This is a genomic window from Caulobacter sp. P1_D6, assembly GCF_056406095.1.
In genome coordinates this window covers 39876-56436 of the sequence record NZ_JBFUAW010000016.1, presented here as the reverse complement: position 1 = coordinate 56436, position 16561 = coordinate 39876, and the positions used below count along the sequence as shown (strand labels likewise).

The window sequence follows — 16561 nt, the reverse complement described above, 5'->3', positions numbered from 1 at the left end:
GCCGGCGCGCCCTAGCGGGGCGTCACCGCCAGCTCGAACGGGGTCGCAGGCAGACCCGTCCGTCCATAGAGGTTGAGGATCGGACTGTCGGCCCAGGCGAAACGCACCTTGACCGGCGCGAAGCCGGCTGGGACCGTCAGCCGGACCTGATCGCCGGCCAGGGCCGCATCCGCGAAACGGCAGGCGCCGGCCGCATCGCACAGCTCGAAGCCGACCGGCCGGACGTCGGCCTGCACCACCGCCGGCTGGTCCAGCCGCACGACCACCGCGCCGCCCGTCAGGGTCGCCGACAGGGGCGCCGGGCCGGCGGCGACCAGGGTGGTCTCGCCATAGGCCAGCTTGCGGGCCTGCAGGGCCAGGCGATGGCCGACCTGCTGCTTGTTGGCCGGGTGGATGTCGTAGATGTCGCCGATGTCGACCGCCGAGGCGAGGCCGACCTTGGGATCGGCGGCGGCCGTGCGGCGCTGGACGTCGCGCACGCCGGCCCAGCCGGACTCGACCGGCGTCGTCTGGCGCGGCCCGAAGTCGGCCAACTGCACCACCAGGAACGGCGCGTCCGGCGCGTCGAACCACCGGCGCCAGTCGGCGACCAGGGCCGGCAGCAGGCGGGCGTAGGCCGCCGGCTCGGCGACATTGGCCTCGCCCTGGTACCAGGCGAAGCCCTTCAGGCCGTAGGGGATCAACGGCGCGATCATGCCGTTGCGAAGGGTCGACAGGCCGCTGGCCCCCACCCACGGGGCGGTCGGCGGCAGGCCGGTCTGAGCCAGGGTGGTCGAGATCTTGTAGCGCCAGGTTGCGCCCAGCGGGGCGAACGAACCGTCGTCGAACCTCAGACCCTTCTGGGCCGCCGGGCCCCAGGCCCCGCCGCCGCCGCCGGCGTCGATCGCTCGCACGGCGATCAGGTTAGGGCCCGCCTTCAGTACGCCGGGCGCGATCTTGTAGTCGCGCGGCGTGTCCCAACCCTGCGACGAACCGACCTTGCGGCCGTTGACGAAGGTGGTGTCCAGGTCGTCGACCGGCCCCAGCGACAGGGTCGCACCTTGGACCGCCTGTTGCTCGGTCAGGGTGATCGTGGCCCGCAGCCAGATCGTGCCGTCGAAGGTCTCCAGCCCGGGATTGGTCTCCCAGAACTGCTCGGCCGGCATGGTCTTCCAGTCGCGGTCGTCGAAGTCCGGGCGGCTCCAGGCCGCGGCCTGGGGCTCGGCCTTGGCGGCCCAGCGATCCAGCTGGGTCTCCCAACGCGTCACCCCCGCCTCCGGCGACCGGGCCCAGTCGGCCAGCACGGCCAGGCTCTCGTCATAGCCGCCCAGCGCCTGCAGGCCCTCGCGGCTGATCCAGTCCTGGATGATCGAACCGCCCCAGGTGGCGTCGATCAGGCCGATCGGAACGCCGGTGGTCTTCTTGATCTCGCGGCCCATGAAGAAGCAGGCGGCGCTGAAATTGTTGGCCGTTTCCGGGGTCGCCGCGCGCCAGGCCGCCTCCTTGGGCAGGGCGGTCGTCGGGGTGGGCAGGCTGGTGCGGCCGGTCTGCAGCAGGCGGATGTTCGGGTCCGCCGAATTGGCCGCCTCGGCCTCGCCGGCCAGGGAGCGGCGCAGCGGGTATTCCATGTTCGACTGGCCCGAGCACAGCCAGACGTCGCCGACCAGCAGGTCCGAGATCGTCTGGCGCTCGCCCCCGGCCTGGGCCGTCAGGGTCAGGGCCGCGCCGGGTTCGCGGGCCGGGAAGGTCGTGGCCCAGCGGCCCTCGGCGTCCGTCGTCGCGCTGGTCTTGGCCTCGCCCAGCGACAGCTCGACCACCTCGCCGGGCTTGGCCCAGCCCCAGACCCGGATCGGCTGGCCGCGTTGCAGGACGGCGTGGTCGGTGAAGACCGGGGCCAGGACGGGCGCGGCTTGGGCGGAGGTCGTCAGGACGGTGGCGGCCAGCAGACCAAGGACTGTCGAACGCATGGACACCACCTCAAATCTCCGCCCGAGTTGCTATTGAGCCTTCCCCGGACACACCGCTCCGGCCGGATCCGTCGTCAGCTTCACGCTCTGCAGCGTCACCGTCAGCTTGCCGGCGGTCGACAGCGCGAACGGCGCGGTGACCTTGGTGACGTCGGTTCCCGCCGCCTGGAAGCACTTGAGCGACACCTTCAGGCTCTTCCATTCGCCAACCGGCGAGGCTTCGAGCACCGGCGTGACGTCCAGCTTGCCCGCCCCGATCGACAGGGTGACCGGCGCGGTCGGCTTGGCGTCGACGCGATAGTCGATCAGCAGGTCCATCTCGGCGTTGGTGTGGAAAGACAGGTCGAACGCCTTGTCGGCCGCCAGCGAGACCGTGGCCGGCTTGTCGCCGGAATAGGTCAGTTGACGCCCGGCTTCCTGCACGTTGCCCGCGTCCACGGGCCGGATCTGCACCGCGGTGCTGGGCGACGGCTTGAACTCGAACGGCGACGGCGTCTTGCCGCCCACGAAGTAGTTGCTGACGTTGTCGGTGGCGATCGTGAAGCCCGGCTTTTCCGACAGCGTCCCGACGCGCGTCTTGCTGGGGTAGGTCAGGCCGTAGCCGTAGGCGAACTGCGGGTCGTAGGTCTTGTCGCCGCGGTTCAGCGTGAACTGGCCGGCGGTCTTGGGCCAGCTGAACGACAGCTTGCCGTGGAAGTCGGTGCGCGGCTTGCCGGCCTTGTCGCCGATCAGGACGTCGGCGACGCCGCCGCCTTCCGAGCCCGGCAGCCACGCCGCGACGAAGGCGTCCGAGGCGTTGATCTCGGGGTTCACCCACAGCGGGCGGCCCGACAGGAACACGCCCACCACCGGCACGCCGGCGGCCTTCAGCTTCTTCAGCAGGGCCAGGTCGGTCTTGTTCCCGGGCTGGTATTCCAGCGTCTTGATGTCGCCCACGCCCTCGGCGTAGGGCGTCTCGCCGAACACCACGATGGCGACGTCAGGCTTCTTGTCGAACGCGCCGTCGACGCTGAGCGTCGCGCTGCCGCCCGAGGCCTCGACCGTCTCCTTCAGGCCCGAATAGATCGACTGGGCGTTGGGGAAGTCGGCCTTGGTGTTGCCGGTGCCCTGCCACGACAGGGTCCAGCCGCCGGCCTGCTGGCCGATGTCGTCGGCGCCCGAGCCGGCCACCAGGATGTTGGCCGAGGCCTTCACCGGCAGGACGCCGTTGTTCTTCAGCAGCACCAGCGACTCGCGCACCGCCTGGCGGGCGATGGCCTTGTGCTCGGCCGAGGCCATCAGGGCTTCCTTGCCCTCCAGCGGACGCGCCTGCTGGAACAGGCCCAGCTTGGCCTTCACGCGCAGGATGCGGCGCACGGCGTCGTCGATGCGGGCCATCGGGATCTCGCCCGACTTCGCCTGGGCCAGCGTGTTGGCGTAGAGGTCCTTCCAGCTGTCGGGCGCCATGTACATGTCGAGCCCGGCGTTGGCGGCCTGGGCGCAGTTCTTGGGCGTGCAGCCGGCGACCTGGCCATGGCCGTTCCAGTCGCCGACGACGAAGCCGTCGAAGCCCATCTTGCCCTTCAGCACGTCGGTCAGCAGGCTCTTGTTGCCGTGCATCTTCTCGCCGTTCCAGCTGTTGAACGACGCCATGATGGTCATGGTCCCGGCGTTGATGGCCGGCACGTAGCCCTGGGCGTGCAGGCGGATCAGCTCGGATTCCGAGACCTGGGTGTCGCCCTGGTCCTTGCCCTCGTGGGTGCCGCCGTCGCCGAGGAAGTGCTTGGCGCTGGCCGCGACATGGCCCTGCTGGATCACGCCGCCCTGGGACACCGCGCCTTGCAGGCCCAGGATCATCTGGCCGGCGTACTGGCGGACGATCTCGGGGTCTTCGGAATAGCCCTCGTAGGTCCGGCCCCAGCGGTCGTCGCGCGGCACGGTCAGGGTCGGGCCGAACGCCCAGTCGAAGCCGCTGGCGGCGGTCTCCTGGGCGGTGGCCGCGCCGATCTTGCGGATCAACTCCGGATCGCGGGCCGCGCCCAGGCCGATGTTGTGCGGAAAGAGCGTGGCGCCGACGGCGTTGCCGTGGCCGTGCACGGAGTCGATGCCGAACATCAGCGGGATCTGCGTGCCGCCCTGGCGTTGGGCGGCGGCGGCGCGGAAGGTCTCGACCGACTTGACCCACGGGCCGATCGGCGAGCGGTCGGGCGCGCCCAGCGGCGGCGAGCTGCCGCCGGCCAGGATCGAGCCCAGGGGATAGGTCTTCAGGTCTTCCGGCTTCACCGAGCCGATGTCGCCCTGGATCATCTGGCCGACCTTCTCCTCGAGGGTCAGCTTGGACATCAGGGAATCGACGAAGGCTTCGGTCTGGGGGTCCACCAGGCCCTGGCTCTTGGCCGCGGGCCACAGGGCCGGATGGGCGGTGCTCTTGGATTCCGCGGCGAACGCTATCCCCTTCAGAGGGGCGCCAGTCAGGAGGGTGCTCGCCAGCAACGCGGCGCAGAAGGCCTTGGTGTTCATAACTCCCCACATTTTATCGTTGAATTCCGACAACGTTGTCAGTCGCACGCCGACGCGATCGGGGCAATCCGAACACCGTTCTTGGTACCGGTATCTAAAAGCTCGACGGCGATCCATACACGGTCTAATTTGTGTGACAAATAGAAACGCCCAAGAGGCGATGGGGAGCGAAGGCATGCGGGGATTTGCGGCGAGTCTGATGTCCGGCGCGGCCCTGGCGGTTTTCGTGGCCAGTCCGGCCAGCGCCGCCGAACAGCAGCTCTCCTCCCCCGACGGCGCCCTCAAGGTCACGGTTTCCGACAGCGACGGCCAGGCCCGCTACGCCGTCGCCTACAAGGGCAAGTCGTTGCTGGCGCCCTCCCCGCTGGGCCTGGTGCTCAGCGCCGGCGGGCCTCTCAGCCACGGCCTGAAGATCACCGGCGCGGTCCCGTCGACCAACGACACGACCTACGACCTGGTGGCCGGCAAGGCCCGGACGGTCCGCGACCACTACAACCAGCTCAGCGTCGACTTCCAGGAGCCCGAGGGCCGCAAGCGCCGGCTGCGGGTGATCGTCCGCGCCTATGACGACGGCGTCGCCTTCCGCTACGTGCTGCCCCAGCAGCCGGGGCTCGACGCGGTCAGCGTCCGCAACGAGGAGACCCGCTTCGACTTCCCGGCCGACTATCGCTGCTGGGGCCTGAACCTGGGCAAGTTCGGCAGCAGCCACGAGGGCGAGTTCGATCCGGTCCAGGCCTCCAGGCTGCGCGAACACAATCTCTATGACGCCCCGCTGGTCTGCGAGGGCGCCAATGCGGCCTTCGCGATCACCGAGGCCGACCTGAAGGACTATGCCGGCCTATACCTGACCGGACGCGGCGACGGCGGGCTGGGCGTGCAGGTCAAGCTGTCGCCCCGGCCGGACGGGCCGGACGTCGCCGTGCGCGGCAAGCCCGGCGTCGACATCGTCTCGTCCTGGCGGACGATCATGGTCGCGCCGACCGCCGGCAAGCTGATCGAAAGCAACCTGGTCGCCACGCTCAATCCGCCGACCGCCCTGGCCGACACCAGCTGGATCAAGCCCGGCAAGGCGGCCTGGGACTGGTGGAACGGTCCGGTGGTCTCGGGCGTGCCCAAGGCCGGGATGAACGACGCGACTATCAAGGCCTATATCGACTTCGCGGCCGCCAACGGCCTGGAATACATGCTGATCGACGACGGCTGGTACAGGAACAGCGGCGGCGGCGGCGCGGTGAAACCGGGCGCCGACATCACCAGGACCATCCCCGAGATCGACATGCCCGGCCTGGTCGCCTACGCCGCCCAGCGCAAGGTCGGGCTGTGGGTCTGGGCCCACTGGAAGTCGATGGACGACCAGATGGACGAGGCCCTGGCGCTCTATGAAAAGTGGGGCCTGAAGGGGATCAAGGTCGACTTCATGGACCGCGACGACCAAGCCATGGTCGACTACTACCACCGCCTGCTGACCAAGGCCGGCGAACACCATCTGATGGTCGACCTGCACGGCGCCGAGCATCCGACGGGCCTGATCCGCACCTATCCGCATTACCTGACCCAGGAAGGCGTGTTGGGCGCGGAGTACAACAAGTGGAGCCGGCGGATCACCGCCACCCACAACGTCACCCTGCCCTACACCCGCATGCTGCTGGGTCCGATGGACTACACGCCCGGCGGCTTCCGCAACGTGGCGCCGGCGGCCTTCAGTCCGCGCAACGACCTGCCGTTCGTCCAGACCACGCGCGGCCAGGCCCTGGCCATGTACGTGGTCTATGACAGCCCGTTCGGCCTGGTGTCCGACAGCCCCGACACCTATCGCGAAAGCCCCGCCGGCCTCGACTTCGTCAGCGCCGCCCCGACCACCTGGGACGAGACGCGGTTCATCACGGGCGAGGTCGGCCAGTCGATCGTGCTGGCCCGCCGCAAGGGCGCGGACTGGTGGATCGGCGCCATGACCAACGAGGCCGGGCGGACCGTGAAGGTCCCGCTGGGCTTCCTGGGCGGGGGCGCGTTCACCGCCGACATCCGCCAGGACGGCGCGGCGCCGACCGACCTGGCCGTCAGCAAGCAAACGGTGAAGGCCGGCGACGTCCTGACCCTGAAGCTGGCTCCCAGCGGCGGCGCGGCCGTTCGCCTGACGCCCGCCCGCTAGACGGAAGCGTACGTGTCCCGGTTCAAACGCTTCCTCGTCCTGGCGGCCGCCGCGGGCGTCCTGGCTGTCGCCGCGCCCGCCCTCGCCGCGCCGCCGACCGTCCAGCCCTACAGCTGGAACACCGTCGAGGTGCTGGGCGGCGGCTTCGTCAGCGGCGTGGTCTATCACCCGACGCGGAAGGGCCTGGTCTATATCCGCACCGACATCGGCGGCGCCTATCGCCTGGACCGCGCGACCAGCCGCTGGGTGGCGCTGAACGACGGCCTCAAGCGCGCCGACGGCCAGTTGGCGGGCGCCCTGAGCCTGGCGGTCGATCCGCACGATCCGAACCGGCTCTACATGGCGGCCGGCGAATACACCCGCGACGGCGCGCGCGGCGGGGCCGTCCTGCGCTCCACCGACCAGGGGGCGACCTGGGCCAGGAGCGAGCTGCCGGTGAAGATCGGCGGCAACGAGGACGGCCGCAACACCGGCGAGCGGCTGATGGTCGATCCCGCCCAGGGCGCGGTGCTGCTGCTGGGCGCCAAGGACGGCCTCTATCGCAGCGCCGACCACGGCGAGACCTGGTCGCGGGTCGAGGCCTTTCCGAAGGTCCACGTCACCCTGGTGGCCTTCGATCCGGTCCTTAAAACCAAGGCCGGCGAGACGGCGATCGTCTATGCCGGGTTCGCCGCTGCCAAGGGCGGCGGCCTGCTGGTCAGCACCGACGGCGGCGCGACCTGGGGCCTGGTCAACGGCCAGCCCGAGGGCCTGGTCCCGCACCACTTGGCGCTGGACTCAAAGGGCGGGGTCTATGTCGCCTACGGCAACGGCCTGGGCCCCAACGGCGTGACGAGCGGCGCGGTCTGGAAGCTGGACCCCGACAGCGGCGCCTGGACCGACATCACGCCCGTCAGACCCGGCGGGAACGACGTGTTCGGCTATGGCGGCCTGAGCCTCGACCCGGCCCACCCGGGGACCGTCGTGGTCTCGACCCTGGACCGCTGGGTGAAGGGCGACGACGTCTTCCGCAGCACCGACGGCGGCAAGACCTGGAAGGCCCTTCGCGACCGATCCGAGCACGACACCGGCCGCGCGCCTTGGGTTCGCAGCCTGGAGGGCAAGGCCGGCCGGGCCATGGGCCACTGGATCGGCGACATCGACATCGACCCGACCAATCCCGACGAGGCGATCTATGTCACCGGCTACGGCCTGTGGCGGACGAAGAACCTGACCGAGGCCGACCGTTCGGGCCGCACGCACTGGCGGTTCGACGACGAGGGGCTGGAGGAGACGGTGGCGCTGGAACTGGTCAGCCCGCCGGGCGGGCCCCTGATCAGCACCATCGGCGACATCGGCGGCTTCCGCCACAACGACCTCGATACCGCCGCCAACAGCCGCTATTTCGACCCGCACGGCGGCACTAATCGCGGCCTCGACTACGCCGAACTGCGGCCCGACCTGGTCGTTCGAACCAGCGACCCGACGCCCACCGCCGGCTTCCGCTCGGCCGACGGCGGCAAGACCTGGATCGCCTTCGCCGCCTCCCCACCCCGCGACGCTCACATCCACACCGGCCGCATCGCCCTGTCGGCCGACGGCAAGCGGATGGTCTGGGCCATGCGCGACGCCGCCCCCTACGTCTCCAGCGACGACGGCAAGACCTGGCGGCCGGTCCAGGGCGTGACCAAAGGCGACCAGCCGAACTTCACCCCCGCGTCGGACCGCGTGAACCCGCTGCGCTTCTACGTCTACGACGCCGCCCAGGGCGCGGTGCTGGCAAGCGCCGACGGCGGCGAGACGTTCAAGGTCACGGCCCGCGACCTGTCCGGGGGCGGTCCGCTGAAGGCCGTTCCTGGGATCGAGGGCGAGGTCTGGCTGCCCACCGCCCGGGGCCTGATGCGCTCGACCAACGGCGGCGCCGGCTTCAAGGCCGTCAGCGGCGTCGACGACGCCGGCCTGGTCGGCTTCGGCAAGGCCGCGCCGGGCCAGACCCATCCGGCGGTGTTTGTCTGGGGCAAGGTCGGCGGGGTCGAAGGCGTGTTCCGCTCCGACGACGTCGGCAAGACCTGGATCAAGATCCACGACGATCGCTGGGGCTTCGCCGAGCTGCGGGCCCTGACCGGCGACCCGAACCGCTTCGGCCGCGTCTATCTCGGCGTCCACGGCCGGGGCATCCTCTACGGCGATCCCCAAGCACCCGCTTTGGCGCCGGCTCAGCAGTAGGGACTTCCATGAGCTTCAATCGTCGAGACCTGCTGAACCTCGGCGCCGGCCTGGCCGCCGCCTCGGCCGCGCCCGCCTTCGCCGGGTCCAAATCCGCGTTCCAGCCCAGCTGGGAGTCCCTGGCCGACGGCTACAAGACCCCCGACTGGTTCCGCGACGCCAAGCTCGGCATCTGGTCGCACTGGGGTCCGCAATGCGTGCCCGAATACGGCGACTGGTACGGCCGCCAGATGTATATCCAGGGCAACCCGTTCTACGAGCACCACGTCAAGACCTACGGCCACCCCACGAAGTTCGGCTTCATGGAGTTCATCCCGCGCTGGAAGGCCGAGCGCTGGGATCCGGAAGGGCTGATGAAGAAGTACCAGGCCGCCGGGGCCAAGTACTTCATGTCGATGGCCAACCACCACGACAACCTCGACATGTACGCCAGCCGCCACCACGCTTGGAACACGGTCCGCGTCGGTCCGGGGCGTGACATCGTCGGGACCTGGGAGCAGGTCGCCCGCGCCCACGGCATGCGGTTCGGGGTTTCCAACCACTCGGCCCACGCCTGGCACTGGTGGCAGACCGCCTACGGCTATGACGCCGAGGGCCCGCTGAAGGGCCGGCGCTACGACGCCTTCCAGCTGACCAAGGCCGACGGCAAGGGCAAGTGGTGGCAGGGCCTGGATCCGCAGGAGCTCTACACGGGCCGCAACATGGTGATCCCCGACGGGATCGACAGCATCAAAACCGCCAACGCCTGGCACGACGCCCATGACGGCGAGTGGTTGGAGACCCCGCCGCCGAACAATTCCGGCTTCATTCGGAGCTGGCTGGCGCGGCAGAACCACCTTGTCGACCGCTACCGGCCCGACATGGTCTATTTCGACAACTACGGCTTGCCGCTCGGCCAGGCCGGCCTGGCGGCGACGGCGCACTATTACAACCAGGCCCTGGCGGCGCGCGGCGCGACCGACGTGGTGGTGACCGGCAAGAAGCTCAGCCCCCTGCAGCGGCGCGGGATCGTCGAGGACGTCGAGCGCGGCTTCTCCGACCGCCTGCGGCCCGAGCCCTGGCAGACCGACACCTGCATCGGCAACTGGCACTACGACCGCGGCCTCTACGACCGCGACGGCTACAAGAGCGCCAAGGACGTGATCCAGCGGCTGATCGACGTGGTGTCGAAGAACGGCTGCCTGATGGTCTCGATCCCCCAGCGCGGCGACGGCACAATCGACGACAAGGAAGAAAAGGTGCTGGAAGGCATGGCCGGCTGGATCGCCGTCAACGGCCCGGCGATCTACGCCTCCCGGCCCTGGCGGATCTACGGCGAGGGGCCGACGCGGCTGGTCGAGGGCATGCAGAACGAGGGCGACGCCAAGCCCTTCGAGGCGGCGGACATCCGGTTCGTGACCAAGGGCGGGGAGTTGTACGCGCTGCCGATGGCGTGGCCGGACGGCGAGCTGGTGATCGAGAGCTTGGCGACGTCGGGGCCAACGAGCGCCGGCGACGTGCGGCGGGTGGAGTTGCTGGGCTCGCCCGAGCCGTTGGCGTTCAAGCGCGACGGCAAGGGGCTGCGGGTGACGCTGCCGAGCGTGCGGCCGGCGTTCACGCCGGTGGTGAAAATCTCGGGACCTGGCTTGGTCTAGAAATCCCTCCCCCTGTGGGGGAGGCGATCGCGCAGCGATCGGTGGGGGGAGCTGTAGGGCTGCTCGATCCGGGTTGTGGCCGTCTGCCGATCACTCCCCCCACCGTCGGCTTCGCCGACACCTCCCCCACAGGGGGAGGGCCTTGGCGGCACGGGTTCGCCTCGCGGAAACATTGACGCCCTCTACGGCAGCCTTCCAGACTGGCCGGAAAAGGAAACGCCATGACCGACCTCACCGGCCGCACCCTCCTGATCACCGGCGCCTCCTCCGGCATCGGCGCCGCCCTCGCCCGCGCCGCCGCCAAGTCCGGGGCCAAGGTCGCGGCCGCCGCGCGCCGGGCCGACAAGCTGGAAGCCCTGGTCGCCGAGATCACGGCCGCCGGCGGCGCCGCCCAGGCCTTCACGATGGACGTCGAGGACGAAGCCTCGGTCATCGCCGGCTACGACGCGATCGAAGCCGCGTTCGGCGCGCCTGACTCGGTGATCGCCAACGCCGGGATCAACATCGAGGGCTCGGCCCTCGACATCGCGATCGAGGACTTCGACAAGGTCCTGAACGTCAACACCCGCGGCGTCTTCCTGACCGCCCGCGAAGGCGCGCGGCGGATGATCAAGGCCGGCAGCCCGGCCAGCGAGCGCGGCCGCATCCTGCTGGTGGCCTCGATCGGCGCGCACAAGGTGCTGCCCGGCCTGACCGCCTACGCCGCCTCCAAGGCCGCCACCGCCCACATGGGCAAGAGCCTGGCCCGCGAGTGGGCGCGCAAGGGGATCAACGTCAACGTCCTGTGTCCCGGCTACATCAGGACCGAGCTGAACGACGACTGGTTCGACAGCGACGGCGGCGCGAAGCTGGTCGCCACCTTCCCGCGCAAGCGGCTGATGGAGACCTCCGACCTGGAGGCCATGGCGCTGTACCTGACGTCGGACGCGGCGCGGGCGGTGACCGGGTCGGTGATCACCGTCGACGACGGGCAGTCCCTATAAAATCCGCTCATCCCGGCGAATGCCGGGACCCAGATCCTATAGCTGAGAGGCTGATTGGAGGGGCTCAGCGCTCATGGCGTCAGCCACACCGCTATTCCATCTGGGTCCCGGCATTCGCCGGGATGAGCGGGATTCAAGGACGGGCCCGGCCGAACCGCGCCACCAGGTCATACGCCTCGCCCGGGAACAGCTGGCGCACCCAGGTGACCGGCTCGCCCGCCCGCCAGGTGCGGCGCTCGACCGCCAGCAGGGCCGTTCCGAGGTCCAAGGCCATCAGGTCGGCGGTCGCCGCGTCGGCCCCGACGGCGCTGATGCGGTTCTCGGCCTCGGTCCAGGGCACGTGGTGCAGCAGCCAGGCGCCGGGCGACTCCTCGGCGAAGTCCAGCTCGGCCGCCTGCGGCACCGCGGCCAGGCTGATCAGCCGGTCCTCCAGGGCGAACGGCCGGTCGCCGGCGACGTGCAGGCCGCGCAGCACCAGCAGTTCGCCGCCCGCCGCCAGGGCGACCTCGTCGGCGTCGCCGGCCTTGGCCTTGCGCCGCTTCAGCTCCAGCAGGTCGAAGCGATAGGTCTCGCCGCGCGCCACGATCTCGGCCTGGATGTCGGGGATGTCGAGCACGGTGGAGTGCACGCGCGGCCGGGCCACGAACGAACCGGCGCGGCGACGGCGGACGATCAGCCCCTCCTCGGCCAGGGCCGACATCGCCTTGTTGACCGTCATCCGCGAGCAGTCGAACTGGGCCATAAGCTCGGCCTCGGACGGCACCTTGCGGCCCGGGGCCCAGGCGCCCGAGCGGATCAGGTCCTCGATCTGTCCCCGGATGCGCTGGTAGAGCGTCCCGCCGTTCAAACCCGTCAAGCCAGCACGCTCCCCAGGGCGGTCCGATAGCGGGCGAGGATCGCCTCGCGCGCATGGTGGCGACCGCCGCTGACGACCTGACGGCCGCCGCGCCAGACACCGTCGATGGCCCCGTGTCGCCCGGCGAACACCCAGCTGTCCAGCAGGGCGTCGCCGTCGCGGCCGATCATCGCCGGATGGGCGCGGTCCAGGGTCACGAAGTCGGCCGGACGTCCCCGGCGCAGACCGCCGGCCACGCCCAGGGCCTGGGCTCCGCCGTTGACGGCCGCGCGGAACAGTTCGCCGCCGGTCGAGCTCTTGGGCGCGTTGGCCAGCACGTTGCGGGCGCGCCGCGTCAGGCGCTGGGCGTATTCCAGGGTGCGCAGCTCCTCGGCCGCGTCGATCAGCACGTTGCTGTCCGAGCCGATCCCGAACGCGCCGCCGGCCGCCAGATAGTCGTGGGCCGGGAAGACGCCGTCGCCGAGGTTGGCCTCGGTGATCGGGCACAGGCCGGCGACCGCCCCGGTCTTGGCCAGGCGCTCGGTCTCCATGGCGTTCAGGTGGGTGGCGTGGACCAGGCACCAGCGCTTGTCGACCGGGGCGTTGTTCATCAGCCAGCGCACCGGCCGCGCACCGGTGGCGGCCAGGCAGTCGTCGACCTCCTGGGTCTGCTCGGCGATGTGGATGTGGATGGGGCCTCCGCCGGCCAACGGGAGGATCGCCGTCAGCTCCTCGCCGGTCACCGCGCGCAGGCTGTGGGGCGCGATGCCGACCACCGCGTCTGGCAAACCGGCCACCGCCGCGCGGCTGGCCTCGATCAGCCGGCCATAGCCGTCGACATCATGGACGAACCGCCGCTGGCTCTCGCCCGGCGCGACGCCGCCGAAGCCGGCATGGGCGTAGAACACCGGCAACAGGGTCAGGCCGATCCCCGTCTCCTCGGCCGCCGCCGCGATCCGCGCCGCCATCTCGGCCGGGTCGGCATAGGGCGAACCGGCCTTGTCGTGGTGCAGGTAGTGGAACTCGCCGACCCGGGTCGAGCCGGTCTCCAGCATTTCCATGTAGGCCAGGGCGGCGATCGCCTGGACCTCGTCGGGACCCAGCCGGTCGACAAAGCGGTACATCAGCTCGCGCCAGGTCCAGAAGCTGTCGCCGGTGGGTCCGCGTGTCTCCGTCAGCCCGGCCATGGCGCGCTGGAAGGCGTGGCTGTGCAGGTTGGGCAGACCGGGCAGACACGGTCCGTTGGCCGTCTCGCCGGACTGGCGGGCGACGTCGGTGTCGATACGGCTGATCATGCCGTCGGTGATCGTGAACCGCACGTCCTTGGCCCAGCCGTCGGACAGCAGGGCCTGCTCGAACCACAGGGTCTGGGGGCCGGCCACAGGCGCCGTCTGGGCGACACGCTCGGGTTCACGCTCTGTGTCGGCCTGAGGCGCGGCCTCGACCTCGGCCGCGACGTCCTGCGGCGGCGTGTAGATCGGCTCGTCGCCAAGATCATGGGGGGCCTGGGCTTCTGACGGAAACTCGTCGTCGGTCACTGGACAATCCTCGGGTCGCGCGAATATGTCTATACATATTGAAGCCGTCGGCAAGAGACCGGACCGGCATTGGGAGATCCCAGGCCATGCGCTGCGATCGGGTGTGGAGCAAGGCCCGCCTGGCGACTTTCGCCACCGATCGCGCGGGTATCGGCGTGGTCGAGGACGGCGTCGTCGCCTCGTCCGGCGGCCGCATCGCCTATGCCGGCCCGGCCGCCGACGCGCCCGCCTTCGAGGCGCTGGAAACCCTCGACTGCGAAGGCCGCTGGATCACGCCGGGCCTGATCGATCCCCACACCCACCTGGTGTTCGGCGGCGACCGCGCCCACGAGTTCGAGCTGCGGCTGGCCGGCGCGTCGTACGAGGAGATCGCCCGGGCCGGCGGCGGCATCGTCTCGACCATGAAGGCCACCCGCGCCGCCTCGCGCGCCGAGCTGACGGCCAACGCCCTGCCCCGCCTGGACGCCCTGATCGCCGAGGGCCTGACGACCATCGAGATCAAGTCCGGCTACGGCCTGTCGCTGGACGACGAGCTGAAGAGCCTGCGCGTCGCCCGCGCCCTGGCGGACGCCCGCCAAGTGTCGGTGACCACCACCTTCCTCGGCGCCCACGCCCTGCCGCCGGAATTCGCCGGCGATCCCGACGGCTATGTCGACCTGGTCTGCCGCGAGATGATCCCCGCCGTCGCTGCCGAGGGCCTGGCCGACGCGGTCGACGCCTTCTGCGAGGGCATCGGCTTCACCCCCGCCCAGACCCGCCGGGTGTTCGAGGCCGCCCGCGCTCACGGCCTGCCGGTCAAGCTGCACGCCGAGCAGCTGTCGAACCTGAACGGCGCGGCCCTGGCCGCCGAGTTCGGGGCGTTGTCGGCCGATCACCTGGAACACCTGGACGACGCCGGGATCGCCGCCATGGCCAAGGCCGGCACCACGGCCGTGCTGCTGCCCGGGGCCTTCTACTTCGTGCGCGAGACCAAGCTGCCGCCGATCCAGGCCCTGCGCGACGCCGGCGTCCCGCTTGCCCTGGCCACCGACTGCAACCCCGGCACCTCGCCCCTGACCAGCCTGCTGCTGACCATGAACATGGCCGCCACCCTGTTCCGGATGACCGTCGACGAATGCCTGGCCGGCGTCACGCGCGAGGCCGCGCGGGCGATCGGACGGCTTGAAAGCATCGGGACGCTGGAGGCCGGCAAGGCCTGCGACCTCGCCATCTGGGACATCGAGCGTCCCGCCGAACTTGTCTACCGCATGGGCTTCAACCCGCTCCATGCGCGCGTCTGGAAGGGTCTGTAAGTGATCGAAGTCGTCCTCAACCCCGGTGAAGTCAGTCTTTCGGACTGGAAGGCCGTCTATCGCGGCGCGCCCGCCCGTTTGCCTGCAAGTGCTGCCGCGCTGATTGCAGGAAGCGCCGCCGCCGTCGAACGCATCCTGGCCAAGGGCGCGCCGGTCTACGGGATCAACACCGGCTTCGGGAAGCTGGCCAGCGTCCGCATCGGCGACCAGGACCTGGAAACCCTGCAGCGCAACATCGTCCTGTCCCACGCCGCCGGCACGGGCGCGCCGTCGCCGGTTCCGGTGGTCCGGCTGATGATGGCCCTGAAGCTGGCCAGCCTGGCCCAGGGCGCCTCGGGCGTGCGGCCGGCGACCACCGACCTGCTGGAAGCCATGCTCATGAAAGGCCTGACGCCGGTCGTCCCCTGCCAGGGCTCGGTCGGCGCCTCGGGCGATCTGGCCCCGCTGGCCCACATGGCCGCGACCATGATCGGGGTCGGCGAGATCTTCGTCGACGGCCAGCGCCTGCCGGCCGTGCAGGCCCTGATGGAAGCGGGCCTCAAGCCCCTGACGCTGGGTCCCAAGGAAGGCTTGGCCCTGCTGAACGGCACCCAGTTCTCGACCGCCAAYGCCCTGGCCGCCCTGTTCGACGCCGAGCGGCTGTTCCAGTCGGCCCTGGTCACCGGCGCCCTGGCGACCGAGGCGGCCAAGGGCTCGGACACGCCGTTCGACCCGCGCATCCACGTCCTGCGCCGCCAGCCCGGCCAGATCGAGACCGCCGCCGCCCTGTGCGGCCTGATGGCCGGCTCGGCGATCCGCGACTCCCACCGCGAAGGCGACACCAGGGTGCAGGATCCCTACTGCCTGCGCTGCCAGCCGCAGGTGATGGGCGCGGCGCTGGACATCCTGCGCCAAGCGGCCGTCACGCTGTCGACCGAGGCCAACGGCGTGTCGGACAATCCGCTGATCTTTCCCGAAACGGACGAGGCCCTGTCGGGCGGCAATTTCCACGCCGAGCCGGTCGCCTTCGCCGCCGACATGATCGCCCTGGCCGTCTGCGAAATCGGCTCGATCGCCGAGCGGCGGATCGCCATGCTGGTCGACCCGGCCTGCTCGGGCCTGCCCGCCTTCCTGACCCCCAAGCCGGGCCTGAACTCCGGCTTCATGATCCCCCAGGTCACGGCCGCCGCCCTGGTCTCGGAGAACAAGCAGAAGGCCTATCCGGCCAGCGTCGACTCCATCCCGACCTCGGCCAACCAGGAGGACCACGTCTCGATGGCCGCCCACGGCGCCCGGCGCCTGCTGGCCATGGTCGAGGCGGCCGAGGCGGTGATCGGCATCGAGCTGCTGGCCGCCGTCCAGGGCTGCGACTTCCACGCGCCCCTGACCTCGAGCCCCGCCCTGGAAGGCGTGCGTCGCATCCTGCGGGCGCAGGTATCCGGGACCGACGCGTGAACGCAGGCGCTTCCGGCGGTCCCGGATCGGCGCTTCGCTTGTCCGG

The 16561-nt window shown here is 70.5% G+C and carries 9 protein-coding genes and 1 pseudogene; 6 read left to right on the top strand and 4 right to left on the bottom strand.

The window, feature by feature from the left end; translation table 11 throughout:
* Positions 1–11: 11 nt before the first annotated feature.
* Together AC1DYP_RS10950 and AC1DYP_RS10945 are read right to left on the bottom strand one after the other, a co-directional pair.
* Positions 12–1946, bottom strand: coding sequence for a sialate O-acetylesterase (locus AC1DYP_RS10950; protein ID WP_477046351.1), 1935 nt, complete (start codon positions 1944–1946; stop codon positions 12–14).
* A gap of 30 nt (positions 1947–1976) precedes the next feature.
* Positions 1977–4457 carry a glycoside hydrolase family 3 protein gene (locus tag AC1DYP_RS10945; protein WP_477046350.1) on the bottom strand — a complete coding sequence of 827 codons (2481 nt, stop codon included), beginning with the start codon at positions 4455–4457 and terminating at the stop codon, positions 1977–1979.
* A gap of 187 nt (positions 4458–4644) precedes the next feature.
* Between AC1DYP_RS10945 and AC1DYP_RS10940 the strand changes: the two genes are divergently transcribed.
* The 4 genes from AC1DYP_RS10940 to AC1DYP_RS10925 all read left to right on the top strand — a co-directional run bounded on the left by AC1DYP_RS10940 (position 4645) and on the right by AC1DYP_RS10925 (position 11416).
* Entirely contained in the window at positions 4645–6594 is a 1950-nt protein-coding gene (locus tag AC1DYP_RS10940; protein ID WP_477046349.1) for a glycoside hydrolase family 97 protein, read from the top strand.
* Between the two features lie 12 nt (positions 6595–6606).
* Entirely contained in the window at positions 6607–8799 is a 2193-nt protein-coding gene (locus tag AC1DYP_RS10935) for an exo-alpha-sialidase (RefSeq protein ID WP_477046348.1), read from the top strand.
* Between the two features lie 8 nt (positions 8800–8807).
* The gene (locus tag AC1DYP_RS10930) at positions 8808–10433 is read left to right on the top strand and encodes an alpha-L-fucosidase (protein WP_477046347.1); all 1626 of its coding nucleotides are present in this window, start codon (positions 8808–8810) and stop codon (positions 10431–10433) included.
* 221 nt (positions 10434–10654) lie between these two features.
* Positions 10655–11416 carry an SDR family NAD(P)-dependent oxidoreductase gene (locus AC1DYP_RS10925; protein WP_477046346.1) on the top strand — a complete coding sequence of 254 codons (762 nt, stop codon included), beginning with the start codon at positions 10655–10657 and terminating at the stop codon, positions 11414–11416.
* A 133-nt stretch (positions 11417–11549) separates the two neighbouring features.
* On the opposite strand, the gene hutC is transcribed toward AC1DYP_RS10925, so the two are convergent.
* Together hutC and AC1DYP_RS10915 are read right to left on the bottom strand one after the other, a co-directional pair.
* Complete coding sequence (gene hutC, locus AC1DYP_RS10920; RefSeq protein ID WP_477046345.1) at positions 11550–12272, bottom strand: histidine utilization repressor; 723 nt, start codon at positions 12270–12272, stop codon at positions 11550–11552.
* Positions 12269–13789 carry a formimidoylglutamate deiminase gene (locus tag AC1DYP_RS10915; protein ID WP_477046344.1) on the bottom strand — a complete coding sequence of 507 codons (1521 nt, stop codon included), beginning with the start codon at positions 13787–13789 and terminating at the stop codon, positions 12269–12271. Before AC1DYP_RS10915 ends, hutC begins: the two co-directional genes overlap by 4 nt.
* Before the next feature lie 86 nt (positions 13790–13875).
* Here AC1DYP_RS10915 and hutI point away from each other — a divergent pair, with 86 nt between their 5' ends.
* On the top strand, positions 13876–15081 hold the full coding sequence (hutI, locus tag AC1DYP_RS10910) for an imidazolonepropionase (RefSeq protein ID WP_477046343.1): 1206 nt from the start codon (positions 13876–13878) through the stop codon (positions 15079–15081).
* Positions 15082–16497: pseudogene (gene hutH / locus AC1DYP_RS10905) on the top strand (histidine ammonia-lyase); the annotation flags it as partial.
* Positions 16498–16561 lie beyond the last annotated feature (64 nt).

Excerpts from the sequence above, each read along its gene's own strand:
- AC1DYP_RS10950 (WP_477046351.1), bottom strand. The coding sequence starts at position 1,946 with ATGCGTTCGACAGTCCTTGGTCTGCTGGCCGCCACCGTCCTGACGACC.
- AC1DYP_RS10945 (WP_477046350.1), bottom strand. The coding sequence starts at position 4,457 with ATGTGGGGAGTTATGAACACCAAGGCCTTCTGCGCCGCGTTGCTGGCG.
- AC1DYP_RS10940 (WP_477046349.1), top strand. The coding sequence starts at position 4,645 with ATGTCCGGCGCGGCCCTGGCGGTTTTCGTGGCCAGTCCGGCCAGCGCC.
- AC1DYP_RS10930 (WP_477046347.1), top strand. The coding sequence starts at position 8,808 with ATGAGCTTCAATCGTCGAGACCTGCTGAACCTCGGCGCCGGCCTGGCC.
- AC1DYP_RS10925 (WP_477046346.1), top strand. The coding sequence starts at position 10,655 with ATGACCGACCTCACCGGCCGCACCCTCCTGATCACCGGCGCCTCCTCC.
- hutI (WP_477046343.1), top strand. The coding sequence starts at position 13,876 with ATGCGCTGCGATCGGGTGTGGAGCAAGGCCCGCCTGGCGACTTTCGCC.